The sequence below is a fragment of the Desulfomicrobium apsheronum genome (assembly GCF_900114115.1).
Taxonomy (GTDB): Bacteria; Desulfobacterota; Desulfovibrionia; order Desulfovibrionales; family Desulfomicrobiaceae; genus Desulfomicrobium; species Desulfomicrobium apsheronum.
This window is the reverse complement of sequence record NZ_FORX01000026.1, coordinates 1-24166: the sequence shown is the minus strand read 5'-3', so window position 1 is coordinate 24166 and position 24166 is coordinate 1. Positions and strand designations below refer to the sequence as shown.

Annotated in this window: 23 protein-coding genes; 6 read left to right on the top strand and 17 right to left on the bottom strand. The window is 60.3% G+C overall.

The features are described from left to right. Positions 1–102: 102 nt before the first annotated feature. From BMZ40_RS17830 to BMZ40_RS17780, 11 genes are all read right to left on the bottom strand, one after another. Positions 103–573, bottom strand: coding sequence for an HAD family hydrolase (locus tag BMZ40_RS17830; RefSeq protein WP_092379161.1), 471 nt, complete (start codon positions 571–573; stop codon positions 103–105). Further along, entirely contained in the window at positions 570–1871 is a 1302-nt protein-coding gene (locus tag BMZ40_RS17825) for a sensor domain-containing diguanylate cyclase (RefSeq protein WP_092379158.1), read from the bottom strand. The genes BMZ40_RS17830 and BMZ40_RS17825 overlap by 4 nt, the downstream gene beginning before the upstream one ends. A gap of 10 nt (positions 1872–1881) precedes the next feature. Next, positions 1882–2361, bottom strand: a complete 480-nt coding sequence (locus BMZ40_RS17820; RefSeq protein WP_092379155.1) for a peroxiredoxin — start codon at positions 2359–2361, stop codon at positions 1882–1884. Positions 2362–2488: 127 nt separating this feature from the next. Further along, complete coding sequence (locus tag BMZ40_RS17815) at positions 2489–3727, bottom strand: BaiN/RdsA family NAD(P)/FAD-dependent oxidoreductase (RefSeq protein WP_092379152.1); 1239 nt, start codon at positions 3725–3727, stop codon at positions 2489–2491. A gap of 275 nt (positions 3728–4002) precedes the next feature. Beyond that, positions 4003–4494 (bottom strand): universal stress protein, encoded by a 492-nt coding sequence (locus tag BMZ40_RS17810; RefSeq protein WP_092379147.1) that lies wholly within the window; start codon positions 4492–4494, stop codon positions 4003–4005. A 17-nt stretch (positions 4495–4511) separates the two neighbouring features. Then, the gene (locus BMZ40_RS17805) at positions 4512–6725 is read right to left on the bottom strand and encodes a TRAP transporter permease (protein WP_092379144.1); all 2214 of its coding nucleotides are present in this window, start codon (positions 6723–6725) and stop codon (positions 4512–4514) included. A 94-nt stretch (positions 6726–6819) separates the two neighbouring features. Next, a complete protein-coding gene (locus BMZ40_RS17800; RefSeq protein WP_092379141.1) occupies positions 6820–7779 on the bottom strand; it encodes a TAXI family TRAP transporter solute-binding subunit in 960 nt (319 codons plus the stop codon). Between the two features lie 111 nt (positions 7780–7890). Then, positions 7891–9048 (bottom strand): M20 family metallopeptidase, encoded by a 1158-nt coding sequence (locus tag BMZ40_RS17795; RefSeq protein WP_177193262.1) that lies wholly within the window; start codon positions 9046–9048, stop codon positions 7891–7893. A gap of 8 nt (positions 9049–9056) precedes the next feature. Beyond that, a complete protein-coding gene (locus BMZ40_RS17790; RefSeq protein WP_092379135.1) occupies positions 9057–10619 on the bottom strand; it encodes a KamA family radical SAM protein in 1563 nt (520 codons plus the stop codon). Continuing rightward, positions 10619–12043: an ATP-grasp domain-containing protein gene (locus tag BMZ40_RS17785; protein ID WP_092379132.1), complete on the bottom strand. Its 1425-nt coding sequence runs from the start codon at positions 12041–12043 to the stop codon at positions 10619–10621. Before BMZ40_RS17785 ends, BMZ40_RS17790 begins: the two co-directional genes overlap by 1 nt. A 208-nt stretch (positions 12044–12251) precedes the next feature. After that, positions 12252–12638, bottom strand: a complete 387-nt coding sequence (locus BMZ40_RS17780) for a hypothetical protein (RefSeq protein ID WP_092379129.1) — start codon at positions 12636–12638, stop codon at positions 12252–12254. 150 nt (positions 12639–12788) lie between these two features. Between BMZ40_RS17780 and BMZ40_RS17775 the strand changes: the two genes are divergently transcribed. The 3 genes from BMZ40_RS17775 (at position 12789) to pdxT (ending at position 15295) form a co-directional block, all read left to right on the top strand. Beyond that, a complete protein-coding gene (locus BMZ40_RS17775) occupies positions 12789–13709 on the top strand; it encodes a PAS domain-containing protein (protein WP_092379126.1) in 921 nt (306 codons plus the stop codon). 99 nt (positions 13710–13808) lie between these two features. Next, positions 13809–14705, top strand: a complete 897-nt coding sequence (pdxS, locus tag BMZ40_RS17770) for a pyridoxal 5'-phosphate synthase lyase subunit PdxS (protein WP_092379123.1) — start codon at positions 13809–13811, stop codon at positions 14703–14705. Further along, the gene (gene pdxT / locus BMZ40_RS17765) at positions 14705–15295 is read left to right on the top strand and encodes a pyridoxal 5'-phosphate synthase glutaminase subunit PdxT (protein WP_092379120.1); all 591 of its coding nucleotides are present in this window, start codon (positions 14705–14707) and stop codon (positions 15293–15295) included. Before pdxS ends, pdxT begins: the two co-directional genes overlap by 1 nt. 64 nt (positions 15296–15359) lie before the next feature. Here pdxT and BMZ40_RS17760 read toward each other — a convergent pair whose 3' ends face one another. Further along, a complete protein-coding gene (locus BMZ40_RS17760; protein WP_092379117.1) occupies positions 15360–17105 on the bottom strand; it encodes a methyl-accepting chemotaxis protein in 1746 nt (581 codons plus the stop codon). A gap of 177 nt (positions 17106–17282) precedes the next feature. Here BMZ40_RS17760 and BMZ40_RS17755 point away from each other — a divergent pair, with 177 nt between their 5' ends. Together BMZ40_RS17755 and BMZ40_RS17750 are read left to right on the top strand one after the other, a co-directional pair. Next, positions 17283–18563, top strand: coding sequence for an amidohydrolase (locus tag BMZ40_RS17755; protein WP_092379115.1), 1281 nt, complete (start codon positions 17283–17285; stop codon positions 18561–18563). Next, the gene (locus tag BMZ40_RS17750; protein ID WP_092379111.1) at positions 18554–19057 is read left to right on the top strand and encodes a cob(I)yrinic acid a,c-diamide adenosyltransferase; all 504 of its coding nucleotides are present in this window, start codon (positions 18554–18556) and stop codon (positions 19055–19057) included. Before BMZ40_RS17755 ends, BMZ40_RS17750 begins: the two co-directional genes overlap by 10 nt. A gap of 21 nt (positions 19058–19078) precedes the next feature. On the opposite strand, the gene amrS is transcribed toward BMZ40_RS17750, so the two are convergent. Both amrS and BMZ40_RS17740 read right to left on the bottom strand, forming a co-directional pair. Next, positions 19079–20110: an AmmeMemoRadiSam system radical SAM enzyme gene (amrS, locus tag BMZ40_RS17745; RefSeq protein WP_092379108.1), complete on the bottom strand. Its 1032-nt coding sequence runs from the start codon at positions 20108–20110 to the stop codon at positions 19079–19081. 3 nt (positions 20111–20113) lie between these two features. Then, the gene (locus tag BMZ40_RS17740; RefSeq protein ID WP_092379105.1) at positions 20114–20452 is read right to left on the bottom strand and encodes a hypothetical protein; all 339 of its coding nucleotides are present in this window, start codon (positions 20450–20452) and stop codon (positions 20114–20116) included. A 40-nt stretch (positions 20453–20492) separates the two neighbouring features. On the opposite strand from BMZ40_RS17740, the gene purM reads away from it, so the two are divergent. Next, the gene (gene purM, locus BMZ40_RS17735; protein ID WP_092379102.1) at positions 20493–21554 is read left to right on the top strand and encodes a phosphoribosylformylglycinamidine cyclo-ligase; all 1062 of its coding nucleotides are present in this window, start codon (positions 20493–20495) and stop codon (positions 21552–21554) included. Positions 21555–21673: 119 nt separating this feature from the next. Here the strand turns inward: purM and BMZ40_RS17730 are convergent, their stop codons facing one another. The 3 genes from BMZ40_RS17730 to rplM all read right to left on the bottom strand — a co-directional run bounded on the left by BMZ40_RS17730 (position 21674) and on the right by rplM (position 23870). Next, the gene (locus BMZ40_RS17730; protein ID WP_092379223.1) at positions 21674–22954 is read right to left on the bottom strand and encodes a radical SAM protein; all 1281 of its coding nucleotides are present in this window, start codon (positions 22952–22954) and stop codon (positions 21674–21676) included. A 76-nt stretch (positions 22955–23030) separates the two neighbouring features. After that, positions 23031–23423, bottom strand: a complete 393-nt coding sequence (rpsI, locus tag BMZ40_RS17725; protein WP_092379100.1) for a 30S ribosomal protein S9 — start codon at positions 23421–23423, stop codon at positions 23031–23033. 18 nt (positions 23424–23441) lie between these two features. Next, a complete protein-coding gene (gene rplM / locus BMZ40_RS17720) occupies positions 23442–23870 on the bottom strand; it encodes a 50S ribosomal protein L13 (protein WP_092189319.1) in 429 nt (142 codons plus the stop codon). Positions 23871–24166: the final 296 nt, after the last annotated feature.

The following is a 24166-nucleotide window of genomic DNA, read 5'->3' as shown; positions in this document are numbered from 1 at the left end:
TACGTAGTACATTTTCTACTTATTTGGAGTAGGTAAATCAAGAAAGATTATTAATAGTATGTGATTGAGAAATCTTTTGAGTACGTATTGTGGACGCGTACGTCAGGCGCGCAGGGTGGCTTTGAGGCGTGTGGGGTGCAGCAGAAGGTCAAGGCCGGCATCGATGCCGGGGACCAGGATGTGAGCCGCGGTGAGGGCGGCCCTGGCGACCCCTTCGGGCTGCAGCACGGCCATGGATAGCCCGGCCTCCGCGAGCATGACGGCGTCGTTGTTGCCATTGCCGAGACAAACGCAGGACAGGGCCTCAAGTTCGCGCACGTATTCGGCCTTGGCCGCACATTCGTTGCCGGCGGGAAGGACGTGCACCGTGTAGTCCGTCTGCCCGAAGGTCGAGCGTACGGTGCCGTATGTGTCTGCGGTGAGAATGTGGATTTGCAGCTGATTCTTGAGCTGGCTCAGGCGCGAAAAGACGCCGGGCTGGACGCGTCCGTCAAGGGCCAGGGTTCCGTTGTAGTCCAGGACCAGGTGGTGCAGGGTGCGTTGTCCGAAACCTGGGATGTCGAATTCAATCATGGTATTGCGCGGTCCTTGCCGGGAGAGTGGCTGTTATTTGCTATGGAGGCGTGATGCCTGTCGACCGGACCGTCTTTTGAAAGCGTTTTGTCCTCGTACATGTGCAGGTCGGCGGCCTTGATGAGGCTTTCCAGGCTCTGGGGAGGCTGGTGGAGTGCCGCGCCGACAGAGGCGGAAATTCGCAGATTCGTGTCCAGGGAGCAGACCCGGCTGACGTCGATGTCGGTCAGGGTCCGGCGCAGGCGTGCCACGAACGTTCGGGTCATGTCCTCGTCCGTGCCCGGGAGCAGGATGACGAATTCGTCTCCGCCGAGGCGCACGAAGATGTCGTACTTGCGGATCATGGCCTTGATGGATCTGGCCACCTCCACCAGTATGACATCCCCCGCCTCATGTCCAAGGGTGTCGTTGACCGCCTTGAACCCGTTCAGATCGATGAAAAGCAGGTGCACGGGGAGTTTTTTGCGCGCCGCGAAATCGAGGATGCGTCCGGCATGGCGCTCCAGGTAAGTGCGGTTGTTCACTCCGGTCAGGGCGTCACGCACGGTCAATTCCTCGAGCTGGGCGTGCTCCAGGGCGGTGATCAGGGTGCACGCCAGGATATCGCAGAAATGGCTCAGAAAATCGGTGGCCTTTTCTGGAGCGTAGCGCGTTGGTTCGGGATCGTATGCCGCCACCACCCCGATGATCTTGGAGTGCACGTATTTGTGGCCAAGGGCGAAGATGAAGCATGACCCGGTGGGAGGGTCCTGTTCCAGACCGAGGAAAAAGCCGGGCTTTTCGATTTGCCCGACCTCGCCGAGAAAGAGCCTCGGAGCGTGCGGGCTGGGTGAGAATTGTTTCAGGCGTTCGCGAATGGTGGCTGCCGAAGCTCGGCCCACTCCTTTTGGAATGCGTCGTTCGAAAAGATCATGATCCAGGACGACGTGCAAGGTATGCAGTTTCCGCAACTCACGGATGCTGTCCAGCGTCGCGGGGAGTTCTTCCAGGCGTTTGGTTTGCTGGACGAGGTCGACGGTTCCACGAAAGGTTTCAAAAGCGTCCAGGATGGCCTTGTAGGCCGAGATCATGGAATCGAAGCTGGTTTTCGAGGCGCGTAGCCTGCGCTTCAGGCCTTCGACTTCCTGCGCCTGCGCGGACGAGGCCAGGGGCACGCGCAGGATGAGTTGCCTGGCCCATGCGACAAGTTCCTTGAGATGGGCTTTGAGCGCGACCGATTTGCCTGCACGCGCGCTGGTCTCGATGGCGGAGACGAGGCTTTTGAGCTCCGTCAGTAGGGTGTTTTGTCCGCGCGGCATGGCTTTTGGTTCAGACCAGCGCTTTCAAGGCGGCCAGCACTTCGGCCGCGTGCCCGGAAGCTTTCACAGTGGGCCAGGTGCGGCGGATCACTCCGGAGGGATCGATGAGAAATGTCGAACGCGCCACGCCCATGTATTCCCTGCCGTAGTTCTTCTTGAGCCGCCAAGCCCCGAATTGTTTGAGAATTTCATGTTCGGGATCGCTCAAGAGTTCCACTTGCAGGGCATGCTTGCCCGTGAAGTTCTGATGGGATTTGATGGAGTCAGGGCTCAATCCGAGAATCACGGCATTCAGTTCCGTGAACTGGTCCTTCAGGGCGGAAAACTCCTGCGCTTCCACGGTGCAGCCGGGGGTGTTGTCCTTGGGGTAGAAATAGAGGACCACCCAGCGCCCTTGGTAGTCCTCCAGACTGACCCCGGATCGTGACGCACCGTCGAGGCAAAAAGCCGGAGCCGGTTCGCCTGGAGCCGGAATCTTGAAGTCGGTCATGAAAAACTCCTTGGAAAGCAAAGTCCCATCAAACGTCTAGCGCAACCCCCGTGTGCGTGCAAGGGCGGGGTCGTGGATCATCGGAATGTCAACCAAGCGGTCATGCAATCCTCACGTGCTTGCGCGGTCATGGAGCGTCGGAGGCGCTCAGCCCCGCCAGGTAACCCGTGGACATGGCCGCCTGCAGGTTGAAGCCGCCCGTGTCGGCGTCCATGTCCAGCACTTCCCCGGCCAGAAAAAGCCCCGGGCAGACTTTCGATTGCATGGTCTTGGGGTTGACCTCGGACAGATCCACGCCGCCGGAGGTGATGATGGCCTCGCGCATGGGGCGGTAGCCGCTGACGGTGAAGCGCAGTTCCTTGAGCCACAGGCGCAGGCGCTTGCGTTCCTCGGAGGATATCTGGTGGGCGGCCTTGTCTCCGGCCAGGCGTGTCTGTTCGAGGCAGACCGGGATGAGCTTGGGTGGCATGAGGCCGCGCAACAGGTTTTCCAGGTGCATTTTGCCATGCTCCGCCAGGTCGCGCAGAAGGCGGGCGTCCAGCTTGGCCGTGTCCAGGGCGGGTTTCAGATCGATGAGGATCTCGGTCTTTTTGCCCTGGTCCACCGCGCGCACGGCAGCCTTGCTCAAGGTCAGGATGAGGGGGCCGGATAGCCCGAAGTGGGTGAAGAGCATCTCGCCCATGTCTTCTCCGGCCTTCTTGCCGTCAACGCGCAATTCAACGCGCACGTTCTTGAGCGACAACCCCTGCAACTTTGCGGCGGTATCCCCGGCTGTGATCAGCGGGACAAGGGCCGGAGCGATGGGCACGATGGCGTGTCCCAGGCTTTTGGCCAGCTCGTAGCCGTCGCCGGTGGAGCCGGTCGCGGGGTATGAGGCGCCCCCGGTGGTCAGGATGATCCTGTCCGCCGTGAGAGTTTGAGTGCCAAAGGAGACCTCGAACCGTCCGTCCTTGCGCGTGATGCTTCGAACCCGGCAGCCGGTGCGGATGGTGACGCCCTTTGTCCTGGCGTTGCGCACAAAGGCGTCCACCAGATCCTGCGCGCTGTCGCTGGTCGGGAAAAGGCGTCCGCCGCGCTCTTCCTTGGTCGGGACGCCAAGGTCGTTCAGAAGTTCGACGGTGTCGGTGGTGAAGAAATGGGACAGGGCCGGGCGCAGGAAGCGAAAATTCTTGCCGAAATGAGTCAGGAACTCATTTAAAGGCGCGGTGTTGCCGATATTGCCGCGTCCCTTGCCGCAGATCCGAAGCTTACGACCCGGGCGATCCATGCGTTCGAGCAAGGTGACCGTGGCGCCTTTGGCGGCGGCGGTGGCAGAGGCCAGAAGACCGGCGGGCCCTCCGCCGATGACTATGACTGAGTGGTTCATGGGATTCCTTCAAAAAACATCATTCTGAAGGGAGCGGGGCAGGATGTAAAGGGCGTTGAGCAGGGTTCGGCCCGTTCGCACGCAAACAGGTCCGTATTTGCGAGGCTGCGGTCTGTCCGATGCCTGCCCGATACCTGGTCGTCACGATCCGGGGCCGGAAAAAGAAAAAAGTCCGGACGACTGGCGGGCAGCTTCCCGAAAAAGGGAGGCCGCCCGCCAGCCGTCACGGACTGCGTGATCATTCGGGGCGCGGGTGAAAAGCAGGCCGAACGCGTTTAGTCCTCGTCTTCCTGGTCGGCCGACTGATCGAAGATCGCGCAGGATTCTTCGGAGTCGTAACGCACCACCAGCACCGAGCACTGCGCATGCCGGACGACCTTTGCCGTATTTGTGCCAAGAAGATAGTCCTGTAGTTTGAGACGATGCGCAGGCATCACGATGAGGTCCGCGTTAATCTTCTCTGCCATGCGCAGGATTCTTCTATAGATGGATCCTTGTGCGACAAGATAGTTAGCATCGATGTCGTCAGGAATGTAGACGCCGACCATCTCATGCAGCATTTCCTCGGCCTCGCCGACAATCTTGTCGCCTGCGTCCGGTGGAAAGTAGTTGGCTACAATGGGCATTCCCATGTCTGGAACTACTGTCAGTATGTACAATTGAGCCTTGTATAGCCGGCAAAGTTCAATCGATCTTTCCAGGCCCATACAGCGGGCGCGATCGTCGGGTTCCTGCAAATCAATGGGGACAAGAATGCGTTTGTACATGCAGTGCCTCGCCTTTTTTATGTGGTGACTTTTCTCTTTTTCTTGGTCTTTTTAAGCGTCATTTGCCATGCTGCAAGGAGAAAGAAAACGCTGACTCCCAAAATTTGCATGCCTAGCCTGTCGAAAGGTAGGTAGGGTGCAAATACCCCTGGGCGGAATGTCGTGGCGCATATCGTCAGCAGCAGAAGGCGTTCCCCCCAGTTGCAGCTTTTGACCAGCCAGCCCTGGATCGCCGAGGCGAAAGCGAACATGGCGATCATTCCGGAAAAGAAGATCCACGCGATGTGCAGGTAGTCGTCGAGCCAGATGATGTCTCCGGTGGCGGTCACGCCGGAAATCATCAAGAGGTCCGTGTTGAAGAGAAAAATGAACGGCAGAATCGCGGTGCGCAGGTCGTAGGCGAAACCCTGCACACCGGTTTTAATTGGGTCGGAGCGCGCAATGGCCGCCCCCGCATAGGCTGCAAGTCCCACCGGCGGAGTGTCGTCGGCGAGAATGCCGAAATAGAAGACGAACAGATGGGCCGCGATGATGGGGAATACAAGCCCGGCGTCGGCGCCGAGCTGCACGATGACCGGTGCGGTCAGGGTGGCCATGATGATGTAATTGGCCGTGGTCGGCATGCCCATGCCCAGGATCAGGCTGGTAATGGCCGTGAAGATGAGCATCAGGACCACGTTGCCCATGGAGATGGTGTCGATGAGGGTGATGAAACGGCCGACAAGGCCGGTGATGGTCACCACTCCGACGATGATTCCGGCCGTGGCGGTGGCCACGCCCACGGAGATCATGTTGCGCGCGCCCATGATCAGGCCGTTCCAGATGTCGACAAGGCCCTGGCGGAAAGCCACGGCCATGAAGTGCCTGGTGTCCACATTCGGGTCGAGGGTTCCGGCGCGGCGATGAGCGCACATGGTCAGGTAGGCGATGATCGGACGCTGCACCAGCATGATCACGGCCAGGCTCTCGATGGCCAGGAGCGCCGAGGTCACGGGCGAGCGGCGCACGACGACCAGGAAAAAGATCAGCACAGCCAGCGGAACGATGAAGTGACAGCCGCGCAGCAGGGTCTTGAAGAACGGCGGGAGTTGGGAACGGGGAATGGCCTTGATGCCCAGTTTCATGGACTCGACATGTACGACCCAGAACAGGGCGAGGTAGGAGATGATCGCGGGCAGGAAAGCGGCCCGGACGACATCCAGATATGGAATGCCTATTATCTCCGCCATGATGAAGGCCGCCGCGCCCATGACCGGAGGCATGAGCTGGCCGTTGGTGGACGCCGCGACCTCCACGGCCGCGGCCTTGTATGCCGGAAAGCCCACCTTCTTCATCAGCGGGATGGTGAAGGTGCCGGTGGTCACGGTGTTGGCAATGGAAGAGCCCGAGACCAGCCCGGTCAGGCCCGAAGCCAGGACCGCGGCCTTGGCCGGGCCGCCGCGAAAGGTGCCGAGCGCCGAGAAGGCTACGTCGATGAAATATTTTCCGCCGCCCGCGCGGTCGAGCAGTGCGCCAAAAAGGACGAAGAGGAAGACGAAATCCGTGGATACGCCAAGCGGTACTCCGAAAATGCCGGTGGTGGTCAGGTACATGTCGCTGATGATGAAATCGAGCGGCACGCCGCGATGACGCAGCACCTCGGGCAAATAGGGCCCAAAGACCGTGTAGGCCAGAAAGACCGAGCCCAGTATGGTCAGCGCCGGACCAAGGGAGCGTCGGGCGGCTTCAAGCAACAGCACGATCAGGATGATGCCCATCCAGATGTCCAAGGTGTTGGGCAGGCCCTGCCGGTTGATGAGTTGGTCGTAGTCCCACCAGATGTAGAGCGCGCCTGACGTGGCCAGCGCCGCAAGGATCATGTCGTAGTAGGGAATGAAGGTGCGTATGGAGCGCCTGGCGAAATTCGGGAGGACCTTCCGGGTCCAGTTGACCCACATGGGCGGAGTGTGCTGCTTGTAGGCAGGATAGGCCAGAAAGGCCAGACACACTGCAAACGCCAGATGCCAGGCCCGGGCGATGTGTGAATTCAGGGGCTGGTAGGCCAGGAAGAGCTGGAAGGCGGACCAGCACAGGCACAGTAGCGTGATCGCTCCAGACGCGAAGAAATTAGAGGGTTCCCGCGCCCCTGCTTCGACCATGGCCACGAGGTCTTCGGCAGCTTTCTTCATGCTGGCGGAAGACTCCTGGCCGGGGGCGACGTTGTCTTGTTTGGGTGTTTCGTGTTCTGCCATGACAGTGTCCTTGCGTCAGAGAAGTGAGGCGGAAGAAAAATGCGGGCCTTTCAAACAGACAAAGGGGCCGCGTGGCCCCCTTGTCAGGATGAGGCTACATCCAACCTTTTTCCTTGTAGTACTTGATCGCACCGGGATGCAGCGGGGCGGAGAGGCCCTGCAGCATTTCCTTGGGATTCAGGTTGCGGAAAGCGGCGTGGGAGGCTTTGAGTTCGTCCAGGTTCTCGAAAACGGTCTTGACCATGTCGTAGACCACTTCTTCGGACACGGAGTCATTGGAGATGACGGTCGCGGTCACGGCGTAGGTCTCGACGTCCTTGTCCACACCCTTGTAGGTGCCGGCCGGGATCTTGGTCATGATGTAATAGGGATGCTTGGCTACGAAGTCCTTGATGCCGTCCGAATTGATGGGGACGATGTCAAGTTCGACGGACTGGGCAGGCTCTTCGACAGCGGCGCTGGGGTTGCCGACGGTGAAGAAGAAGGCGTCGACCTTCTGGTCGACCAGGGCGCGGGAGGCTTCAGCCTGCTGCAGTGCCTCGGCGCTGAAATCCTTGTTGAAGTCCAGGCCGTAGATGCGCAGGACGTCTTCGGCATTGCCGCGCTGGCCGGAGCCGGGGTTGCCGATGTTGATCCGCTTGCCCTTCATGTCCATGACGGTCTTGATGCCGGTGTCCTTGCGGGTGACCAGCAGAACGGTCTCGGGATGCATGCTGAACACGCTACGCAGACCCTTGACGGGCTTTCCTTCCCAGTCAGCGGCGCCGTTGAAGCCCTGCCAGTTGCGGTCGGACTGGGCCACGGCGAAGTCAAACGCGCCACGGTCAATGGCATTGATGTTGAAAACCGAGCCGCCGGTGGGGCGACCAATGTAGTTGTACTTGTCGGCTGCATGCTTGTTCATCATGTTGCTGAGCTGCAATGCGACCTGGTAGTAGACGCCGGTGATCGACGCTCCGCCGAAGAGAATGTCCTGCTTGGCCATTGCCTGGGGCGCCGTTACCGCCATTCCGAGTACGACCACAAGGGCGACCAGCCATTTTCTTCCAACCATAAGCACCTCCATCGATGAATTGTTGTGAATCAAGGATAAAAAATCCACTACGTTGTTGATCTTCTATGCTGAAGATCATTCATCCTGTCAAATTGCGAGAGGTTGGAAAAATCATGCGCTTGTTGCATGATTCCAGATTGCTGCGATGGTTGCCGCCGTCAGCGCCGCTCTTTCGGACAACGTGTCTTTGAGAATATACTCCAGATCGCTGTGGTCCAGGTCGCCAACGGGTCCCAGCCCGTCGAGCACCGGCACGTCCAGGCCGGCGATGAAGTTGGCGTCGGACACGCCCGAGCGCAGTTCCTCGGGCAAGTCGTAACCCAGAATTTGCGCCTGCTCGCGAGCCATGGCGTAAAGCCGCCGGTTCCCTTCCGACTGGGGCATGGCCGGTCGTCCGGACTGCTTGATCAGGGTGGCCACGGTTCCGGGAATGGTGGTCCTTGAGACAATCCGGTCCAAGTCCTTTTCAAGCCGCTGCCTGCTCTGCGGGTTCAGGAACCGGGCATCGAGGGCCGCCGTGGCCAGTTCGGGCACGGTGTTGGGTCCGATTCCGCCCTCGATCAGGCCGACGTTTAGGGTGATGTCCCGGCCGTCATTCAGTCCTTCAAGGGCGATGACCATGTGCGCCAGTTCCAGGATGGCGCTGGCCTTTGCACCGCCCTTGGCCGCATGTCCGGCCTGCCCCTGCACGGTCAGAAGCATCCCGAGTCGACCCTTGCGGCCGGTGACCACATTTCTGTCCGCTCCGCCACCTTCGAAGACCAGGGCAGCCAGGGCGCCTTGCGCCTCTTTTTCAATCCAGGGGCGGGAAGCGGGAGAGCCTATCTCTTCGTCGGAATTGCACAGCATGGTGATCGGGATTTCGTCCAGAAGGCCCAGGTGCGCCAGGGCTTTCAGTGCATAGACCGCAACCACGAGGCCGCCTTTCATGTCATAGACGCCCGGGCCGTGGCAGCGGTCGCCTTCCTCGCGAAACGCGGTGAAGGCCGTGTCGGCGGGGAAGACCGTATCCATGTGCCCGACCAGCACGATCCCCTTGCGTCCCTTCGCGGCCGGAGCGGTCATGGCCTGGACCATGTTGCCGTGCTCCGTGAAGGGCAGGGTGCGCACGTCGGGCAAGACCTCGCCAAGGACCGTGGCCATTTCCCCCGCCATGCGGTCAAGGCCCGGCTTGTTGCGGCTGCCGCTCTGGATCTCGACCAGCCGCCGCAGCAGATCAAGGGCATCCCTGCGGCGGGGGGCGAGATATGACTGGATTTTGTCGTGCATGGCCGGGATCATTTTTCGTACTTGGCGAAACCGAAGTCCCGGCGGGCGTATTCTTGCGGATCGGGATCTGGGTACATGACCTGCTCGCCGCTCCAGGGTTTTTGCATCTTCACGTGGCCTTGCGCGTGTTCGAGCACGTTGGTGCGGTGCAATGGGATCTTGCCCCCGGCTGTGGCGATGTAGCGTGGGATGGCGTCACCGGAGATGTTGCCGTACATGCTCTCGATGATGCCCTGCCCGACGGCCACGGGCACTCGCAAATGCATGAACTGCGGGTTGCGGTAGCTGCAGTTGAAGACATAGTAGGGGCGGACATAGGCTTCCTGGATGGTCTCGCACAGTTTCCACATCTTGACGCTGGAGTCGTTGATGCCTTTCAGGAGCACGGCCTGATTCATGACCGCCGCCACGCGTTTGGAGATGGCCTGGAAGGCGGCCTTCGAGACCGGTGTGATCTCCTGGGCGGTGTTGATCTGCGTGACCACACGCAGGGGTTTTCTGTCGCTGCTGGCCTCCAGGATATCCAGAAGTTCGTCGTCGATGCGCTGGGGGGTGGTTACGGGGATGCGCGTGCCGAGCCGCTTCATGCGCACATGATCGATGGCGTCGAGTTCGCCCAGGAGCCATTTGAGCATGCTGTTGGGCAGGACCAGACTGTCGCCGCCGGTCACGAGCACATCACGGATTTCGGGGTTGGCGCGGATGTACTGAAGCGCCTCGCCGTAGGCTTCCTTGCCGTAGAGGCGGTCCTTGGCGCCGATGTGGGCGATGCGCAGGCAATGGGTGCAGTACATGGCGCACATGTTGGTGGCCTTGATGGTCACCACTCTGGGGTAAAACTGGTCGATGAGCCGGGCCGGGGAATGGTCCGCAGCCACGGGAGGGATCTCGACGCCGGCGTTGTCGATCATCTCTCCGGTAGGCACGGACTGCAAAAGGACCGGGTCGTTGACCTGGCCCGGCAGGATCAGGCTCGCGTAATATGGGGTGAGGCGCATGCGGTAGGTCTTGGTGACCCGCAGCACGTCCTGCACGGCCTTGGCGGGCAGGTCGATCACCTTGGACAGGGTCTCGACGGACTCGATGGCATGCCGAAGCTGGCCGGAATAGGAGTTCCAGTCGTCCTCGCTCATGCCCAGGACTTTTTTGATGCGCGCCTGGTTCTCAAGCATCCGGTCCCAGACCTCGATACCGCTCGGGGCTTCCCGGGGGTGCCGGTCCAGATATTCGGCGACCCGCTCCTGGGCGGCATCGACGATGGCCAGGGCCTTGCCGACGCGGCCACCCACGGTGACCCTGTGTTCGTCGATCTGTTCATGCTTCACGGCCAGGGCCGCGAGGCCGTCTCGTGTCATGCCCAGCTGCTCTGGAGTCCAGCCCCGGTCGTCGTGGAATTTTTCCAGCGCGGCGAAAAGGGCGACGATGGGGCCGGTCAGCGTTTCGGCCTCGGCCTGCCTGAAAAGTTCGGCAATGGTCTGACGCGCTTCATCCGATGGCGCGGCGTCATTCTTCACGGTGAACAGTTTTTCAAAGAGATCCGTCGTAAACGTGTCCAGGGCATTGATGCTCATTACTTGTCATCCTCGCTTGATTCCTGTGTTTGTGAGTGTTTGCGGATGGAGCCGTTCAGTTGCTCGATGCCCAGGCGAATGTCTTCATCGAGCAGGCAGCGGTCCCGGGCTACGGCCACGACCCTGCCCAGAAACGTGCCGGGCATGACGGCCTGCTTGCCGCCGACGTGTTCGACCACGATCACGCCGTGCTCCTGGCCGTTGCTCACGATCTGTCGAAAGAGGGTCCGCTCGTCCTCGTCCACGGGGACGATGTGCTCGGTTTCGGCCTCGTGTTCGAGCTTGAAGTTGTAGGTTCGCCAGCAGATTCCCTTCAGCGCTTCCTTGATCTCCATCTTGTTGTCCGGGAAGCGGTCGAACATCACGGCGTGATATTCCAGTTCCAGCAGGCCTGGAGTTTCGGGCGGCAGGGCGTTCTCAAGGGTGCAGCACATCTCCATGGTCGTGCCCTGCTTGCGGGCGTTGACCTCCACGAAGAAGATCCGGCCCTGGTCGTCGACGATGTAGTCGCACCCGAAGATGCCGCGATAGCCGCCGCGCCCCATGACCTGGCCGATCCTGCGCGTGATCTCGCGCAGTTCCTGCTGCGTGGCTTCGGGTTGCTCGGAAGGGAAGGTCGATCCGCGAAACTTGTTGCCGTCGTATATTTCCTGGTCGGCGGTGGCCGCGATGAACACGTCCTGGGCGTTGGCCACGATCCCCAAAACCGTGGGGTCGGCCACATGCGGGATGTAGCGGCTGATGAAGAACTTGCCCCGCAGATGCGCGGTCTTGGTCTCGATCTCTTCCTGCGAACGGGCGACAAAGCTGTTCACTCCGGCCGCCGAATAGGGCTGGCTGACAAATATGCCGTCCGGCCACTCCTCCCAGAGCTCCCGGGCCGCTTCCATCATGTCCTGCGCATCCTGGCAGACACGGTAGTTGATCAGCGGGGCGACGTTTTTGAGGCGTTGGAGCTGGTAGAGTTTGTTGTTCCAGATGTTGGCGATGTGGCCGCTGGGCCCGAGGATGCGCACGCCGGGAATGAGCGCCAGGGTCAGCTCGGGTACGGATTCGAAGACGTGGATGAAGACATGCCCCTGCTTGTCCAGAAGCTGGCGGATGAGTTCATTGACCGTGTCCGATGCGGAGACCAGGGAGGCAAAGGTCCGTGGCGGGATGCGGAAGCTGACCTTGCGGCCCTTGGCCCGAAAAAGCTCCCTGGCCATGGGGTTTATGACCATGGTGTTCTTGTGCGGGTAGGATTCGAGCACATCCGGCAGGATGGAAATGAAGTCGAAAGACTGACCGTGAATCTTGGAGAGAGTCTCCTTGAAGAATTGGTTCAGGCAGTCCGTTTTTATTTCGCCGATATACAGGAAATAAAACGTGTCCGGGTCAAGTTTGATGTCCGAAAAGAGGATTTCCTCGTCTTCCATGAGCATAACCGCGCCTCCACGCAACAGAATTGAGCCCGTCAACGCCATTGTCGCGGGCATTTGTTCCGCTGGCCCTATCCATTGATTCCGCAAACCGCAATTCTTTGCTTGGACCTGTGCGTTGCCGCGTCCGGCTTCCTGCGCGTGCCCCCGGATTTTCGGGTGCCCGAGCTTCGTGCGCGGATTTCGCGGCGCTTGCCCTGCGTCCTGCCGTTCAGTCCTGCTTGACCCGCAGGGTCATCGTGGCGGGCTTGCCGTCGGTGATGCGGTACACAAGCCTTAGTTTGTCGATGACCGTGGCCATTCCCGGAATGTTGATCAGCCCCGAGGATTCTCCGGATTTGAGTTGCACGGGGGCGCGAAGTTCGATGGGCTCGCCTTCAACCGGGATGAGGGTCAGGCTCTCGAACATGACTGTGGCGCCGTCGATCCTGAAACGCAGGTTGTCGATCTTGCCCAGCTTTTCACCCACCGGCAGGGTCGCCGAGGTGTCCGAGGCCAGGAGGCGGACGGGTTCAAGGGCGGTCCACGGTCCGGCCGTGGACTCGGTGGCAGGCAGGATGCCCAGCAAAAGAGCGCAAACAAGGATCAATTTTTTCATGGCAAACTCCAGTATGGGTGCGTTCACAGGTACGTACGCCGTGCACGGGCCAGGATCAAGGGCCGGTTTGTTTTGGCGGGGCTGTCCCGGGCGCGGACCTGCAAAAAGAGGTATTCCCATAACCGCCATGAGCCTTTATCTGCTTTTTCCATGACAACCGATTCAAAAAAATCCCGGCACGATCTTGAAGCCGAACTTGCGATCCTGCAGGGTCGCTTGCGGGTTCTGGTCGATGGCTCGCCCCTGGGGATTTTTTTTGACGATGCCGAGGACAAGTGCGTTTTCGTGAACAGGACCTTTTGCGAGATGATGGGGCTGTCCGAGAGGGACGCCCTGGGGGACGGCTGGGCCAGGACCGTTCATCCGCAGGATCTGCCGAGGCTTTTGAGCGAGCGGGCTGGAGCCGTGACCCGAGGCGAGCCGCTTTTTCGTTCCGAGTACAGGTATTCCCGCCCGGATGGCCGAGTGGGCTGGGTGGAGGAACAGACCCGGCCGGTTCACGCCCCGGACGGGAATCTGCTGGGCTACGTAGGCACCCTGGCCGAGATCAGCGGGCGCAAGGAAGAGGAGGCGTTGCGGGCCCGGCACAGCGAGGTGCTGGAGGAAAGGGTTCGGGAGCGCACCGCAGAGCTTCTGGCCCAGACCGAGCGCCTGGCTGAGATGAACACGGCGCTCAAGGTCCTTTTGCGTCAGCGCGAAGAGGATCGCGAAGATCTTGAACAGGTCGTGCTGGCCAATGTCCGCCGCCGCATCTCCCCGACCCTGGATCGCCTGCAGGGGCTTTGCGTCGGAGAAGAGGCCCGTTTGCTGGCCGATGAGCTTCGCCGGAGCCTCAAGGAATTGACCGAGCCCTTTTGTCATCGGCTGTCCACCGTTTGTCAGGGGTTGACCCCGGCCGAAATCCAGGTCGCCGAATTGATCCGCGAGGGACTCGGCACCAAGGAAATCGCCGCTCGTCTCGGTGTCGGAGCCTCCACCATCGACACCCATCGCCATCATCTCCGCCGCAAGCTCGGGCTCAAGGACCGCCGGGACGGCTTGCGCTCCCATCTGCTCTCCCTCGAATCCTGATATGGAGAAATCCTCCATATTTTCTCCGCAATAAACCACTATTGTCATTTTGCGGCCTGACTGTTTCAACGACTGTCCAATCTCAACCAGGAGGACAGCATGAAATCAAGTGACTGCAATGACGACAAGGCGCTGCTCAATACAGGTCTGGCCCGGATGTTCAAGGGTGGGGTGATCATGGACGTGATCAACGCGGAACAGGCCCGCATCGCCGAAGAGGCCGGGGCCTGCGCGGTCATGGCTCTGGAGCGGGTTCCCGCCGACATCCGCGCCTGCGGCGGCGTGGCCCGCATGTCCGACCCGGCCATGATCCGAGAGATCATGGCCGCCGTCTCCATCCCGGTCATGGCCAAGTGCCGCATCGGCCATTTCATGGAGGCCCGCATCCTCGAAGCCGTTGGCGTGGATTACATCGACGAGAGCGAGGTCCTGACCCCGGCGGATGAGGAATTCCATATCGACAAGAACGCTTTCAAGGTGCCGTTTGTCTGCGGGTGCCGCAATCTGGGCGAGGCCCTGCGCCGCATTGCCGAGGGCGCGGCCATGATCCGCACCAAGGGCGAGGCGGGCACGGGGGACGTGGTCGAGGCCGTGCGCCATGCCCGGACCGTGCAGAGCCAGATCAGGCAGGTGCAGGGCATGCTCCCTGAGGAACTGGCCACGCATGCCAAGAATATCGGCGCGCCCCTTGAGCTTTTGCGTCAGGTGCATGAGCTGGGCCGGATGCCGGTGGTCAATTTCGCGGCCGGCGGAGTGGCCACCCCGGCTGATGCCGCGCTGATGATGCAGCTTGGCATGGACGGTGTTTTCGTTGGGTCGGGAATCTTCAAGAGCGGCGATCCGGCCAAGAGAGCGCGGGCCATCGTGCAGGCGGTGACTCATTTCGAAGATCCGTCCATTCTGGCCGAGGTCAGCGAAAATCTTGGCGAGGCCATGTCCGGCATCGCGGTTCGGTCCCTTGACGCCGCGCAGCAGTTCGCGGGTCGGGGCTGGTGATGCGTATCGGCATCCTTGCCCTGCAGGGTGCTTTCGCCGAGCACGTCGAAATGCTCGGGGCTCTTGGGACGCGGGCCGAATTGGTCCGCTCCTGCGCACAACTGGAGGGTCTGGACGGGCTCATCCTGCCTGGCGGAGAGAGCACGAGCATGCGGCGTCTGGCAGGACAGTCCGGGCTCGACGTCGCCTTGCGCGATTTCGGGGCAAGCCGTCCGGTCTGGGGCGTCTGCGCGGGACTCATTCTTCTGGCCGCCAGGGTCGAGGGCGAAGCGCCCTTTCTGGGGCTGATGGACATGGGTGTCGCGCGCAATGCCTACGGTCGCCAGCAGGAGAGCTTCGTGTCCGGTTTGAGCGTTGACGGGCTGACGGATTCCCGGCCCTACCCCGGCGTGTTCATCCGCGCTCCGAGAGTGCTTGAAACGGGACCATGCGTTAAGGTCCTGGCCCGCCGGGGAGATGCCCCGGTGGCCTTGCGTCAGGGCCATCTCATGGCCACGGCCTTTCACCCGGAATTGACCGGGGACGGCCGCGTGCATGCCTGCTTTCTGGATTTGTGCGCGGATCGGATGCGCAGAGGTCTGGCCGGATGATTACGTTGCATGGAGACGAAAAGGCCGGAGCGGTCCGGCCTTTTCGAAATGGAGCACGGGTCTTTCAGGCTTCGTTGAACATGGCTCGCGGGTCAAAGCCCATGATGAAGGCTCCCCAGTGCTTGCCGTCGACAAATATGGGCATGGACAGGTCGTTCAGAATTTCGCCTGTGTCGCGCATGTAGGTTTGCAGCAGGAGCGGGTCGGTGTGGGAACATCTGCGCTGTTCTGTGCGGTTGCTCTGGTAGATGCGCTGGTGCCGGCTTTGGAGCAGATCCTTGACGGGGTCTCCGGTCATGGCCTTGGAAACGGCCCCGTGATGGATGGGCAGATAGCCTTTGTGATCGATGGCCAGGCAATAGATGGTTCCCGGGATTCTTTTCTGCGCGTCATCGACGACGCTCTGCATTTCCTTGACGAAAACGTCGCTGAAGGCGGTGACGTATTTCTGCGGCGACGTGTTCGGCACGGCCTTGTACTGTGTGTCGAACACGTTGATCCCCCGGTCCTTCATGCCCTGAATCCGGACCTGATAGTCGTCGCGGATCTCTTTTGCCGTGTCGATGACCGTGTCGAATTTTCCTTCCCCTGTCTTGAAGCGCGCCACCAGTTCGAGCATCCGCTCGGTCACGGAGTTCAGGGCATCCACCGAGGTGGCCGAGGAGTTCATGTCCGTGGCGATCTCCTGGCTGAGCGCATTGATGTTGTTGACCTTCTCGGTGACGTCGTTGTTGTTGGTCGACAATTCCTCGATGGCGGCTGCGATTTTGATCAGTTGGTCGTTGGCCGTCTCAAAGTCGTCGATCATGTGTTCGAAATTGACCGTGGCCGCAGTCACGACCTGATCGGTGTCCCTGGCATAATCCAGGATTTGCGCGGTCTCGGTCTGGGTGCGTTCGACGATTTTGATCATTGCTCCGATATTGTTGGAGATCTCTTCCGTTGCGGGCTTGATCCTGCGCGATAGTTCGCGAACTTCCTCGGCGACTACTGCGAAACCCTTGCCGTGTTCACCGGCCCTGGCCGCCTCGATGGTGGCGTTCAGGGACAAGAGATTGGTCTGTTCGGAGATGCCGTTGATGATGGTCACGATGCTCAGGATGTTGGCCGAGCTTGCGCCCAGATCGTCCACGGTGTTGCGGAAGGATTCGACGATGGTGTTTATCTTGTGGATCTTGTCCGTGACGTCCTGCAGTTCGGTGTGCGATCTGTGGGCGGTGTTCAGGTTGCTGGTGGTCTTTTCGGCCACATACTGCGTGTTCTGTGCAATTTCTGCGATGGCCTCGTTGGCCTCGTTGCTGGCCACGGCGACTTCTTCGGCGATGGAACCCTGCGCGGCGGTCTTGTTTCTGGTGTCGAACACGGATTTGGCCATGCGGGTGCTGTCGAGGGCGATGTCGATGCCCATCTTGCGGATTTTTTCCACCAGTTCCCGCACGCTCTCCAGGAAGCTGTTGTAGCAGGTCGAGATGTGCTTCAGGTCCGGGTTGTCCAGATCCGCCATGGTGCAGGACAGGTCGGCTTCCTGGCCCTGGATGTTCTGGAACACGGCGTTTATGTCGGCGATGCCCCGCTGCGCCTCACGGTGCAGAACCTTCAGGGCGACGGCTCCGATCCCCACGGTCAGGAGCAGGATGATCCCGGCCACGCTCCACGACAGCGGCGGAATGGCGGAGCTTGCGGTCAGGGCGATCCAGATGAGGCCCGCAGCATTCAAGGCCAGCAGGGTCAGGATCGTCGCCGTTATCTTGCCTCGCAGCGTGGAGAGTATGGTGTCGCCCGATTTTGGGTCCGCGTCTGTGTTTTTCATTTCAATACCTCGTGTTCCATGAATTTCGTGCACATGAGTATAAATGAGCCGGCGGCAAAAGAGAAGGGCGCATTCGCGGGAAATGTCGATCTTCCTGGTGGCGGCGCCAGGGCCTTTCTATGGACAACGCCTGGGGGATGCCGTTATCAGGTACCTCCAAACAACGGAGGTGGCCCCTTGAGTATCCTGATAAAAAAAGTGCGCCTGAATGGAGAGTTGGTTGATGTGCTCATCAAGGGCAATCGCTTCGACTCCATCGGAACGGACGTGGATTCGTCCGCCGACGTTGTCATCGACGGGTTGGGCAAGGCCATCCTGCCGTCCTTCCACAACGCCCATACCCACGCCGCCATGACGCTCATGCGCGGCTATGCCGACGACATGGAGCTGCATACCTGGCTTGCCGACCACATCTGGCCTTTCGAGGCCCGGCTTGGCGAGGATGACATCTACTGGGGGGCGAAGCTGGCCTGCCTTGAGATGATCAAGTCCGGGACGACTTTTTTCGCCGACATGTACTGGCATTGGAAGGGCACGGCCCGCGCCGTGACCGAGATGGGCATGCGCGCGGCCCTGTCCGCCGCCTTTTTCGATTTCGACGATCCGGCCCGCGCCGAGACCATGAAGCGTCAGGTCATGGATCTGCACGCCGTCAGCGCCGCGTTTCCGGACCGCATCCAGTTCATTCTCGGGCCTCACGCCATCTACACCGTGTCCTCGGATTCCTTACGCTGGCTGGGGGAATACGCGAACCGCCACGGGCTTCTGGTGCATCTGCACCTTTCGGAGACGCAAAAAGAGGTCGAGGATTGCCTAGCCAAGCATGGCAAACGGCCGGTGGAGTATCTGCACGAACTGGGCCTGCTGGCCCCGAACCTCATCCTTGCGCACGCCGTGTGGATGAACGGGACCGAGATGGAACTCCTGGCCCGGCACGGGGTGCAGGTCGTGCACTGTCCCGTCTCGAACATGAAGCTTTGCTCCGGCCAGTTCGACCATGTCGCCATGAAGGCTCACGGAGTCACCGTGGCCCTGGGCACGGACGGGTGCTCTTCGAACAACAATCTGGACATGATCGAGGAAATGAAGATCGCTTCCCTGCTGGCCAAGGTCACGTCCATGGACCCGACCGCCATGCCCGCCCAGGAAGCCCTCGACACGGCCACCCTGAACGGGGCGCGCATGTATGGCCTGGACGCGGGCCGCATCGCTTCCGGCAAGCTCGCGGACTGCATCCTGGTCAATCTGGAGCATGTGCGCATGGTTCCGGGGCATCATCTTGTCTCCAACCTCGTCTACAGCGCGAACAGCTCCTGCGTGGACACGACCATCTGCGACGGCCGGGTGCTCATGCTCGGTGGCAAGGTCGAGGGCGAGGAGGAGATCCTGGCCCAGGTCCGCGCGACGCTGGCCCGGCTCAATGCCCCGCGAGAGCCCGAGGGGGACGCATGCTCCTGATCTATACCGGCAACGGCAAGGGCAAGACCTCGGCCTGCGTTGGCCAGGCCATCCGCGCCCTGGGGCAGGGGCTCACCGTTGCCTTCGGGCAGTTCATGAAGCGGGGCGATCAGGCCGGTGAGCAGGAGATGCTGGCAAAGCTGCTTGGCGAGCGTTTTCTGGCCTCGGGAGCGGGCTTTTACCGCGACACTGATTTCGACACCCACCGCGAGAAGGCCACGCAGCTTCTGTGCTGGGCAGGAGAGCTCCTTGATCGGGGTGTGGACATGCTGGTCCTCGATGAGGCCCTGTACGCCCTGAATCACGGCCTGCTCATGGAAGAGGAGCTGCGGGAACTGATCACGCGCTGCAAGGACCAGGGACGCCACCTGGTCCTGTCCGGGCGCGGCGCTCCGTCCTGGATCGTGGAGCTGGCCGACATCGTTTCGGACATCACCGAGGTCAAGCACGTTTACGCCCAGGGCGGCAAGGCTCGTCGCGGCATTGAATTTTAAGGAATCCGTTCCAGCTGTCTTCTAATCGCCCTTTCCCAGATTCTCCGGTCTGATGACGACTTCTCCGCACCCGGGACATACGCCCCGCTGCAGCCTGTTGCGCAGGATGTTGAAGCCGACCCGTTCCACGACCATCTGTCCGCACCCGGGGCAGATGGTGTTCTCCAGATCCGATCCTGGCACGTTACCGACAAAGACATGGGAGAGCCCGGCGGCCCGTCCGATGTCGTAGGCCCGCTTCAGCGTGTCCAGCGGCGTTGGCGCGTGGTCCAGCATTTGGTGGCAGGGGTGGAAGCGCGAGACGTGCCAGGCAGTATCCTTTCCCAGTTCGTCGTGCACGAAGCGGGCGATCTCGCCCAGTTCCCGGTCCGAGTCGTTCAGGTCCGGGATGACCAGGGTGGTCGTTTCGATGTGCCAGCCCAGTTTTTTCATGTGCACCAGGTTTTTGAGTACGGGTCCCAGGCGTGCGGCGCAAATGTCGCTGTAGAATTCCTCGCGGTAGGATTTGATGTCGATGTTGACGGCCTGGATCAGGTCGCCCAGCGCGTCGAGGCATTGCGGACTCTGGAACCCGTTGCTGACCATGATGTTGGCCAGCCCTGCTTCCTGAGCCAGGATCGCGGTTTCGCGCATGAGTTCGAAAAAGATGGTGGGCTCGGAATAGGTGTAGGCCACGGACGCGGCCCCCGATGTCTGCGCCATGCGAATGATCTCCCGGGGCGGGATGGCCTCTCCGCCGAGCGCCTTGCCCTGGCGGGGAGGCTGCGAGAGGCTCGCGTTTTGACAGAACGCGCAGGCCAGGTTGCAGCCTTGGGTGCCAAGGGAAAGGGTTTTGGTCCCGGGCAGGAAATGAAAGAGGGGTTTTTTCTCCACCGGATCGAGATTCAGGGCCGCGACCTTGTCATAAGAGAGGGAAAAGAGCTGGCCGCCCCTGTTTTCGCGCACCCCGCACTGACCGCGTGTGCCATCCTCGATACGGCAGAAGTGGGCGCAAAGCTGACATTGCACGGTGCTGCCTTCCAGCGATCGCCAGAGTAGCGCTGGTGTTTTCATGTCCTACTCCTTGATGTTGATTTCCGGAACAATGATAACTGGGCCAAGGCCTGAATCCTCCTGCGGTGGAGCTGGCGGCGGCGAGACCAGAATCAGCGAGCCGTTGTCCGGGTCCGAATGGATGAGGATGCTCCCGGCATCGTTTCCCGCCTTGCCGGTTTGCATCACGGTGTCCTTTTGTGGGCCGGAATCAATGATGATATCAGCCAGGGCAAACTGCCCCATGAAAATGAAAAGACAGGCCGGGACAAGGATCGACCTTGCCAACGACGTGTTTTTTGCTTTACTTGGTTCAGTCGTGAGATTATGCAACTTGGCCTCCAGATGAAGAATGATTTGCATTAACGTAGCTGGTTGAAGGCGAAGAAACAAGGAGTTGTACATGTCCCAGCGAGACAAGGCCTACAAGGATGCCGGAGTCGATATAGAAGCGGGCAACACGTTCGTGTCCCGGATCAAGTCTCTGGTGGCATCGACCTACACCAAGGGCGTTGTCAACGATATCGGAGGATTCGGCGGGCTTTTCAAGCCTTCCATGTCCATGGTCAACGAACCGGTGCTGGTGGCTTCCACCGACGGCGTGGGCACAAAGCTCAAACTGGCCTTCATGTTCGACAGACACGACACCGTCGGCATCGACCTGGTGGCCATGAGTGTCAACGACATAATTGTTCAGGGCGCCAAGCCTCTGTTTTTCCTTGACTATTTCGCAACCGGCAAGCTTGATATCGACAAGGCCGAAGCGGTCATTAAGGGCATCGTCGACGGCTGCAAGGAAGGCCAGTGCGCCCTCATTGGCGGCGAAACCGCCGAGATGCCTGATTTCTACGCCGACGGCGAATACGACCTGTCCGGGTTCTGCGTCGGCATGGTCGACAACGACAAGGTCGTGGACGGTTCGAGCATCGGCGTGGGCGACATCATTATCGGTCTGGCCTCTTCGGGCGTGCATTCCAACGGGTACTCCCTTGTACGCAAGATCTATGAGCGCTCCGGCCTGCAGCCCGCCGACATTTTTCCCGGCACGGATCAGACCGTGGCCGAGGTGCTGCTCACGCCGACCCGCATCTATGTCGAAGCCGTGCGCAACGTCATGCGGGACTGGGAAATTCATGGCATGGTCCATGTCACCGGCGGCGGTTTCTACGACAACATCGTGCGCATCCTGCCCAAGGGCGTGACCGCGCAGATCCGCTTCGGCTCCTGGAGCATCCCTCCCGTTTTTGAATGGCTGCGGACCCAGAGGGACCTCTCGTGGGAGGAGATGCTGCAGATTTTCAACAGTGGCATCGGCTATATCATGGTCGTCAAGAAGGACGTGGCCAAGGATGTGGTGCACCGGCTGGGCGCCCTGAAACAGGATGCCTGGATCATCGGCGAGATTGTCGAGCGGATTGACGGCGAAGAGCAGGTCCGCATAGATTTTCCCGTCGCCGACGCATGAGCTGACGGCAAGGCGACAAGGGCCGCCATTTTCTTCCCAGGAAATGTTTGAACCCCGTCTGGTTTTCCAGGCGGGGTTCTTTTTGGCGTTTTGGAAGGCCGGTTCCGCGCAGGCGGCAGCTATGTCCAGAGCAGGGGAGTCTTGTTCTCGATGTAGGGGTTGAAATAGCCGTAATTGATCCAGGGGCAGGCTTTTTTGAGCCGCTTCATGAAATTGCCAAGGCCCATGGACGGCTCGGTCGGGTCTCCGACACAGCCCAGGTAAAGCTCGGGGTCGAGGCTCAGGTTGCGCATCTGGATGTAGTCGGGGCGGGCGGATGCAACGAGATCGGTCAGGGCTTCGAGTTCGCTCTCCACGTCATTCACGCCTGGGAAGAAAAGGTAGTTGAGGGACACGAAAAGTCCGTGTTCCTTGGCCGTGACGATGGTGCGGCGGACGTCGGCGAAGGTGTAGCCGTGGGGCCGGTAGTAGCTGTTGTAGACGGACTCGCGCGCGCTGTTCAGGCTGACCCGGATGGAATCAAGGCCGGCCTTGGCCAGGCAGGGCATGGTATCCGGCAGGCTCGCGTTGGTGTTGATGTTGACCGTGCCCCGGCCGCCCGCGCCACGGAAGAGGGCGATGGCTTCAGTCAGGAGCGCGGCTTCCGTCAGGGGTTCGCCTTCACAGCCCTGTCCGAAGGACATGACCGGATTCTTGGCCCGCTTGGAGTGCAGCTGCATGATCTCGACAATTTCTTTCGCCGTGGGGGTGAAATCAATGCGGTTCTGGGAGGACGGAAATCCCGAGTCTAGGGGCTGATGCGAGATGCAGCCGTAGCAGCGGGCATTGCAAGCCTTGGCCGTAGGCAGGGGCGCCTCGAACCGGCCCAGGGCCAGATTTTTGGCGGCCGGGCAGCAAAAGGTCAGGGCGCAGCGCGAAAGATGGGAGATCAGCCGGTTCTCCGGATAGCGCTTCAGCAGATCCTGGGCGCCCTTGGTGATCCGTTCCGGCGCGACCTGGGTGAAGACCTGTCTTCTGTCCTTGTCCACCTGAGTCGCTGCGACCCAGAACTTGTCCTTGGCGAAGCCGATGGCTCCGTAAGCGAACAACGGCAGTTTGGGGGCGTCGGCATCAGCCAGGTAGGCCGCCGAGGCGGAGAGCGTGTAGGACGGGCAGACAAAGGCGGCCACGGCCCGCTCTTCCATGGCCTCGGCCTTGCCCGTCTCCGGGTCAAGCCCCAGGGCGTGGCGGCCGGGCAAAAGATACAGGTCGCTGCCTTCGGGCAGGGGAATGAGTTCGTCCGGGCGGGGCAGGGTCAGTTCGCGGCCCCGGCGCACGAGCATGAGCAGGTCGGGGTGGTCGTAAACATTGCCGTCCGCATCCGCGAAAACCATGACCGGCTGGATTTTTTTGCTGCTCACAGGACGCTCCTTGAAAAAAAGAAGGCAGAGGTGCGCGTGCACCTCTGCCCCAGTGTGTTCGAAAACCAGAGGGCGATTAACGCTTGGAGTACTGGAACCGGGCACGGGCAGCGCGCTGGCCGTACTTCTTTCTTTCCTTGACGCGGGAATCGCGGGTCAGGAAACCGGCACGCTTGAGCACGCCGCGCATTTCCGGATCGAATTCAAGCAGTGCACGGCTGATGCCGTGACGCACGGCCTGAGCCTGTCCGGAAAGTCCGCCGCCGGTGACACGGCAGGCGATGTTGAATTTTTCGAGGGTCTTGGTCAGCTTGAGGGGCTGACGAATGATCATCTGCAACGTGGCCCGGGGAAAGTAGTCACCCAGTTCGCGACCGTTGACAGTGATGCTCCCTGTGCCTTTATACAGTCTGGTCCGGGAAACGGATGTCTTTCTTTTGCCGGTACCGTAGAAGAAATCTTGACTCATAATCTTCTCCATCCCTGATTAGATGTCCAGCACTTCAGGCTGCTGTGCCTGGTGAGGATGTTCCGTGCCGGTGTATACTTTCAGTTTCTTGATCAGCTGAAAGCCCAATGCGCTTTTGGGCAGCATGCCTTTGACCGCTTTGGTGATGACCGTTTCCGGGCTTTTGACCATCATCTCTTCCAGAGTGGTTTCCCGAAGGCCGCCTACATAACCGGTGTAACGGTAGTAGGTCTTCTGGGAAGCCTTCTGACCGGTTACTTTGATTTTGTCCGCGTTGATGACGATGATGAAATCACCGTTATCCATGTGCGGGGCGAACTCGGCCTTGTGTTTTCCCCGGAGGCGGGTTGCTATTTCCGTTGCAAGTCGGCCCAGGACCTTGTCCTTGGCGTCGACAAGGTACCATTTGTGGGTCAGTTCACTTGCTTTGGGACTGTACGTCTTCATTTCTGTGGCTCCTGCCTGATAAACCCGAGTCGTTGCGGGTGCTTTCAACCTTGAGATCGGAGGTAACATGCACAAATGGTTGTGCTTTACCACCGTAACCGCTACAACGTAACGAAACAATGCGTGTGGGATAAGGGAAGAAAAAGCTATCTTTCCTGTGCCTGCTTGTAAAGTATTTTTCTTGTTTTTTTGAGAAAAAAATGGTTCCTCGCTGTTTCAAGTGGGTAGGAGCCTTGAACCCCTGACCACATCCGGGTAATTCGTTCGCCTATGAAAGACACCGACCTTTTCCAACT

What these genes read in the sequence shown, in the direction of transcription:
- BMZ40_RS17830 (WP_092379161.1), bottom strand. Translation starts at nt 573, where the DNA reads ATGATTGAATTCGACATCCCAGGTTTCGGACAACGCACCCTGCACCAC.
- BMZ40_RS17825 (WP_092379158.1), bottom strand. Translation starts at nt 1,871, where the DNA reads ATGCCGCGCGGACAAAACACCCTACTGACGGAGCTCAAAAGCCTCGTC.
- BMZ40_RS17820 (WP_092379155.1), bottom strand. Translation starts at nt 2,361, where the DNA reads ATGACCGACTTCAAGATTCCGGCTCCAGGCGAACCGGCTCCGGCTTTT.
- BMZ40_RS17815 (WP_092379152.1), bottom strand. Translation starts at nt 3,727, where the DNA reads ATGAACCACTCAGTCATAGTCATCGGCGGAGGGCCCGCCGGTCTTCTG.
- BMZ40_RS17810 (WP_092379147.1), bottom strand. Translation starts at nt 4,494, where the DNA reads ATGTACAAACGCATTCTTGTCCCCATTGATTTGCAGGAACCCGACGAT.
- BMZ40_RS17805 (WP_092379144.1), bottom strand. Translation starts at nt 6,725, where the DNA reads ATGGCAGAACACGAAACACCCAAACAAGACAACGTCGCCCCCGGCCAG.
- BMZ40_RS17800 (WP_092379141.1), bottom strand. Translation starts at nt 7,779, where the DNA reads ATGGTTGGAAGAAAATGGCTGGTCGCCCTTGTGGTCGTACTCGGAATG.
- BMZ40_RS17795 (WP_177193262.1), bottom strand. Translation starts at nt 9,048, where the DNA reads ATGCACGACAAAATCCAGTCATATCTCGCCCCCCGCCGCAGGGATGCC.
- BMZ40_RS17790 (WP_092379135.1), bottom strand. Translation starts at nt 10,619, where the DNA reads ATGAGCATCAATGCCCTGGACACGTTTACGACGGATCTCTTTGAAAAA.
- BMZ40_RS17785 (WP_092379132.1), bottom strand. Translation starts at nt 12,043, where the DNA reads ATGCTCATGGAAGACGAGGAAATCCTCTTTTCGGACATCAAACTTGAC.
- BMZ40_RS17780 (WP_092379129.1), bottom strand. Translation starts at nt 12,638, where the DNA reads ATGAAAAAATTGATCCTTGTTTGCGCTCTTTTGCTGGGCATCCTGCCT.
- BMZ40_RS17775 (WP_092379126.1), top strand. Translation starts at nt 12,789, where the DNA reads ATGACAACCGATTCAAAAAAATCCCGGCACGATCTTGAAGCCGAACTT.
- pdxS (WP_092379123.1), top strand. Translation starts at nt 13,809, where the DNA reads ATGAAATCAAGTGACTGCAATGACGACAAGGCGCTGCTCAATACAGGT.
- pdxT (WP_092379120.1), top strand. Translation starts at nt 14,705, where the DNA reads ATGCGTATCGGCATCCTTGCCCTGCAGGGTGCTTTCGCCGAGCACGTC.
- BMZ40_RS17760 (WP_092379117.1), bottom strand. Translation starts at nt 17,105, where the DNA reads ATGAAAAACACAGACGCGGACCCAAAATCGGGCGACACCATACTCTCC.
- BMZ40_RS17750 (WP_092379111.1), top strand. Translation starts at nt 18,554, where the DNA reads ATGCTCCTGATCTATACCGGCAACGGCAAGGGCAAGACCTCGGCCTGC.
- amrS (WP_092379108.1), bottom strand. Translation starts at nt 20,110, where the DNA reads ATGAAAACACCAGCGCTACTCTGGCGATCGCTGGAAGGCAGCACCGTG.
- BMZ40_RS17740 (WP_092379105.1), bottom strand. Translation starts at nt 20,452, where the DNA reads ATGCAAATCATTCTTCATCTGGAGGCCAAGTTGCATAATCTCACGACT.
- purM (WP_092379102.1), top strand. Translation starts at nt 20,493, where the DNA reads ATGTCCCAGCGAGACAAGGCCTACAAGGATGCCGGAGTCGATATAGAA.
- rpsI (WP_092379100.1), bottom strand. Translation starts at nt 23,423, where the DNA reads ATGAGTCAAGATTTCTTCTACGGTACCGGCAAAAGAAAGACATCCGTT.
- rplM (WP_092189319.1), bottom strand. Translation starts at nt 23,870, where the DNA reads ATGAAGACGTACAGTCCCAAAGCAAGTGAACTGACCCACAAATGGTAC.